The 4,788-nt window shown below is 77.6% G+C and carries 1 protein-coding gene; it reads right to left on the bottom strand.

The annotated features are described in order from the left end of the window. Positions 1-4,788: amino acid adenylation domain-containing protein (locus tag ACFV61_RS34570; protein ID WP_380496053.1), on the bottom strand; the 4,788-nt coding region annotated here is incomplete at both ends.

The following is a 4,788-nucleotide window of genomic DNA, read 5'->3' as shown; positions in this document are numbered from 1 at the left end:
CACCCCGGCCCCACCCGGCCCCCCCCCCCCCCCCACGCCCAGCGAGCCGAGGGAGCCGAGGGAGCCGGGCGAGCCGAGGGCCTCGGCCAGGTCCGCCAGCACCGGGTGGGTGAACAGCAGCCGGGGCGAGAGCTCCGCCGACCCGAAGGCCGCGCGCAGCCGGGCGGTGACCCGGACGGCGAGGATGGAGTCGCCGCCCAGGGCGAAGAAGTCGTCCCCGGCGCCGATCTCCCCGGTGTCCAGGACCTCCGTCCAGGCCGCGGCGACCAGCCGCTCGGCACGGGTGCGGGGCGCGGTGCGCTGCCGGCCGGCGGCGAAGCCCGCCGGGCCGGGCACGGGCAGCGCGCGCCGGTCGAGCTTGCCGTTGGGGGTGAGCGGCAGGGCCGCCAGCGGGACGTACGCGGCGGGCACCAGGTAGGCGGGCAGCAGCCGTTCGAGGTGGGCGCGCAGGTCGGCGGCGGCCGGGGGGTGGGCCGCGCCCGGACCGGCGACGACGTGGGCGACCAGCCGGCGGGTGCCGGAGGCGTCCTGGTACACGCCCACGGTGGCGGCGCCCACGCCCGGGTGGGTCTGGAGGGCGGCCTCGATCTCGCCGGGTTCGATCCGGTAGCCGCGGATCTTGACCTGCTGGTCGGCGCGGCCCAGGTAGCGCAGGGTGCCGTCGGCCTGTCGGCCGGCCCGGTCGCCGGTGCGGTACATCCGGGTGCCCGGGGCGCCGAACGGGTCGGCGAGGAAGCGGGTGGCGGTCAGGCCGGGCCGGTTGAGGTAGCCGCGGGCCAGGCCCTCCCCCGCCACGTACAGCTCGCCCACGGCGCCCGGGGGCACCGGGGCCAGGTCGGCGTCGAGGACGTACAGCCGCAGGTCCGGGAGGCCGGTGCCGATCGGTGCGGGGCCGCCGGCGGCGGCGGTCGCGCGCTCCAGCGGGGCGTGGGTGACGTGCACGGTCGTCTCGGTGATGCCGTACATGTTCACCAGGCGCGGCGCGTCCTGCGGGTGGCGGTCGTACCAGTCGGCGAGGCGGCCGGCGTCCAGGGCCTCGCCGCCGAAGACCACCGTGCGCAGCGCCAGCCGGCGGGAGAGCTCGGGGTGTTCGGCGTCGGCGCGGGCCAGCGGGTGGAAGGCGGACGGGGTCTGGTTGAGGACGGTGACGCCTTCGTCCACGAGCAGCCGCAGGAAGTCCTCCGGGGAGCGGGCGGTGTCCTCGGGCACGACGACGAGCCGGCCGCCGTGCAGCAGCGGGCCCCACAGCTCCCAGACCGAGAAGTCGAAGGTGTAGGAGTGGAACAGCGTCCAGACGTCCTCGGCGCCGAAGCCGAACACGCCGCTGGTCTGCTCGAACAGCCGCACCACGTTGGCGTGCGGCACCACGACGCCCTTGGGGCGGCCGGTGGAGCCGGAGGTGAAGATGGCGTAGGCGGGGCTGTCGGGCAGCGGGCGGTGCCGGGCGGCGAGCGGGGCGGCCGGGCCCCGGGCCAGGTCGGCGCGCAGTTGCGGGTCGGCGAGGGAGAGGACGGGCACCCCGTGCTCGAAGCTCTCGGGCGGCCCGCCGGGTCCGTGGGTCACCAGGGCCACCGGGGCGGCGTCGCCCAGCAGTTGGGCGCGGCGCTCGGCGGGCAGGCCCGGGTCGAGCGGCAGGTAGGCCGCGCCCGTCTTGAGGACGGCGAGGACGGCCACGACCAGGTCGGCCGTACGGGGCAGCGCGAGGGCCACGAACCGCTCGGGCCCGGCGCCGAGTTCGGCCAGCCGGTGGGCGAGGCGGCCGGCCCGCGCGTCCAGGGCGGCGTAGTCGAGGTGCTCGTCGCCGCAGGTGACGGCCTCGGCGTGCGGGGTGCGGGCGGCCTGCGCCTCGAAGAGGTCGACCAGGGTCCGGTCGGGGCGGCCGTGCGCGGTGCCGTCCCAGTCGGTCAGTTGCCGCCGCTCCTGCGCGGTCGTCCACTCCAGGGCGCGCAGCGGCCGGTCCAGTCCGGCGGCCAGGTCGGTGAGCAGCAGGCAGAGCCGCTCGGCGAGGGTGCGGACCGTCGCGGCGTCGAACAGCTCCGGGTCGTAGGCGAGGTCGAAGCCGAAGTGCCCGCCCTGGTAGGCGCGCAGGACGAGCGGGTAGTTGGTGGCGTCCCGGGAGGTGACCTCCACCAGGCGCACTCCGCTGCCGGCCGTGCGGGCGTCGTCGAAGGGGTAGTTCTCGAAGGCGACGATGCTGTCGAACAGCGTCCCGCCGGACGGCACGCCACTGAAGGCGGTGAGTTCGGCGAGGGACACGGCGGCGTGGCGCCGGGCCTCGGCCTGGGCCTCCTGGAGCTCGCGCAGCCAGTCGGCGGCGGTGCGGCCGCCGTCGACCAGGACCCTGGTGGGCAGGGTGTTGATGAACATGCCGATCATCGACTCGACACCGGGCAGTTCGTCGGGGCGTCCGGAGACGGTCGTCCCGAACAGCACGTCCGGCTCGCCGCTGTACCGGGAGAGCAGCAGGGCCCAGGCGCCCTGCACCACGGTGCCGAGGGTGAGCCCGGCCTGCCGGGCGGTGCGGGCCAGCCGCTCGGAGGCCTCCGGCGACAGGCCTGCGGTGTGCGCGAGCGCCGAGCGGGCCCGGTGGGCCTCGCGCCGGGCGCGGTCGGCGGGCAGCGGGGTGGCGGTGGCGAAGCCGTCCAGGACGCCCCGCCAGTGCGCGCGGGCGGCCGCGGCGTCCTGACCGGCCAGCCAGTGCACGTAGTCGGCGAAGGGCCGGCGCACCGCCGGTGCCGGCACGCCCCCGGTGGTGAGGGCCGCGTACTCCTCGAACACGTCGGTGAGCACCTGGGCCAGGCTCCAGCCGTCCAGGATCAGGTGGTGGGAGGTCCACAGCAGGTGCAGGCGGGCCTCGGGCAGCCGGACCAGGGTGAGCCGGGTGAGCGGCGCCGTGGCGAGGTCCAGCCCGTGGGCGAGGTCGTCCGCGCGCAGCCGGGCCAGCCGGTCGGCGCGCTCGGCCGGGTCGACCGCCCGCAGGTCCAGGTGGGTCACCGGCAGCCGGACGCCGCGGCGCACGACCTGGAGGGGGGCGGGGACGCCCTCCCACACCACCGAGGTGCGCAGCGCGGGCGTGCGGTCGGCGACCCGCTGCCAGGCCAGGGCGAAGGCGTACGGGTCGCCCACGCCCTCCAGCAGCAGGCCGGCCTGGTCCACGTAGACGTCGTCGGGGCCGCCGACCAGGCGGTGGAAGAGCATGCCCTCCTGGAGCGGGGTGAGCGGCAGCAGGTCCTCGACGTCCCGCCCGTCGCCGGCGATCCGGTCCACCCCGGCCTGGTCCAGTCCGGCCAGCGGGTAGTCGGAGGGGGTGCGGCCGCCGGCGTCGGGGCGGGCGCAGTGCTCGACGATGCCGGTCAGTGCCGAGACCGTGGCCTGCGCCAGTGCGCGGACGGTGGCCGTCTCGTGCGCCTGGTCGCTGTAGTGCCAGGTGAGCTCCAGCTCGCCGTCGGCGACGACGGCGGAGACGTCGAGCAGGTGGTCCAGGGGTTCGTCGGGGGCGAGCTCCCGGCCCGGCGCCTGGCCGGCGGGCGCGAAGTCGCCGGTCCCGGGGGCGGTCCACTGGCCGTGGTAGGTGAAGCAGACCTGCGGCAGCGGACGGCCCTTCAGGGCGCCGGCGGCGGGCGGGCCGAGCCGGGCCAGGGCCTCGTAGCTCAGGCCCCGGCGGGGTACGGCGCGCAGCCGCTCCTTGACCTGCTTGAGGGTGGCGGCCCAGTCCGGGGCGCCGGCCGGGCCGGCCGGGGCGAGGGTGACGGGGTACTGGGTGGTGAACCAGCCGACCGTCCGGGAGAGGTCGACGCCGTCGACGAGCTCCTCGCGGCCGTGGCCCTCCAGGGCGATGGTCACCCGCTCGGTGCCCGTCCAGTCGGCGAGGGCCCGGCCCAGCGCGCTGAGCAGCACGTCGTTGACCTGGGTCCGGTAGGCCTCGGGGACGCTGCGCAGCAGGGCCTCGGTGGTGGCGCGGTCGAGGCGGGTGCGCAGGGTGCGCAGGGTGCCGGCCGTGGGCGTGCCGGGGTGGTCGACGGGCAGCGGGGCGGCCGGGGCCCTGGTCTCGGCGCTCCAGTAGGGCAGGTCGTCGTCGAGGCCTCCGGCCCGGACCAGTTCGGCGAGGTGGTGGGCCCAGTCGGTGAACGGGGTGGGCTCGGGCTCCAGGTGCGGGGCGTCCCCGGCCGCCGCCTGCCGGTAGGCCTGTTCCAGGTCGGCGAGCAGCACCCGCCAGGAGACGCCGTCGACGGCCAGGTGGTGGGCGGTCAGGACGAGTTGGGGCCGGGCGTCGCCGTGTGAACGGAACAGGACGGCGCGCAGCAGGGTGCCGGTGGCCGGGTCCAGGGCGGCGCGGGCGCCGTCGGCGGCCTCGGCCCGGGCTGCTTCAGGGCCGGTGTCGGCGCCGGGGGCGGGCGGGTCGAGTCTGGTCAGCAGCCCGTTGCCCGGGTCCGCGACCGGCTCCTGGCGCCAGGTGCCCCCGGCGCGGGTGAAGCGGGTGCGCAGCGCCGGGTGGGCGGCCAGGACCGCCCGGAGCGCCTGGTCCAGGGCCGGCTCGTCGAGGTCGCGCGGCAGGTCGAGCAGCATCGACATGGTGAAGTGGCGCAGCGGGCCGTGGGCGGCGAAGAACCACTCCTGGACCGGGGTGAGCGGGGCCGGCCCGTCCGCGCGGCGCGGCCGGGGGGCCGGGGCGGCGGCCGGGCGGGCGGCGGCGACCAGGTCGGCGACGGTCTGGTGGCGGAAGACGTCCTGGGAGCCGATCCGCAGGCCGGCGGCGCGGGCGCGGGAGACGGCCTGGATGCTCAGGTT

This window comes from Kitasatospora sp. NPDC059817, assembly GCF_042731835.1.
GTDB lineage: Bacteria > Actinomycetota > Actinomycetes > Streptomycetales > Streptomycetaceae > Kitasatospora.
The sequence above is the reverse complement of the archived record's forward strand: the minus strand, read 5'-3'. Positions and strand labels throughout refer to the sequence as shown.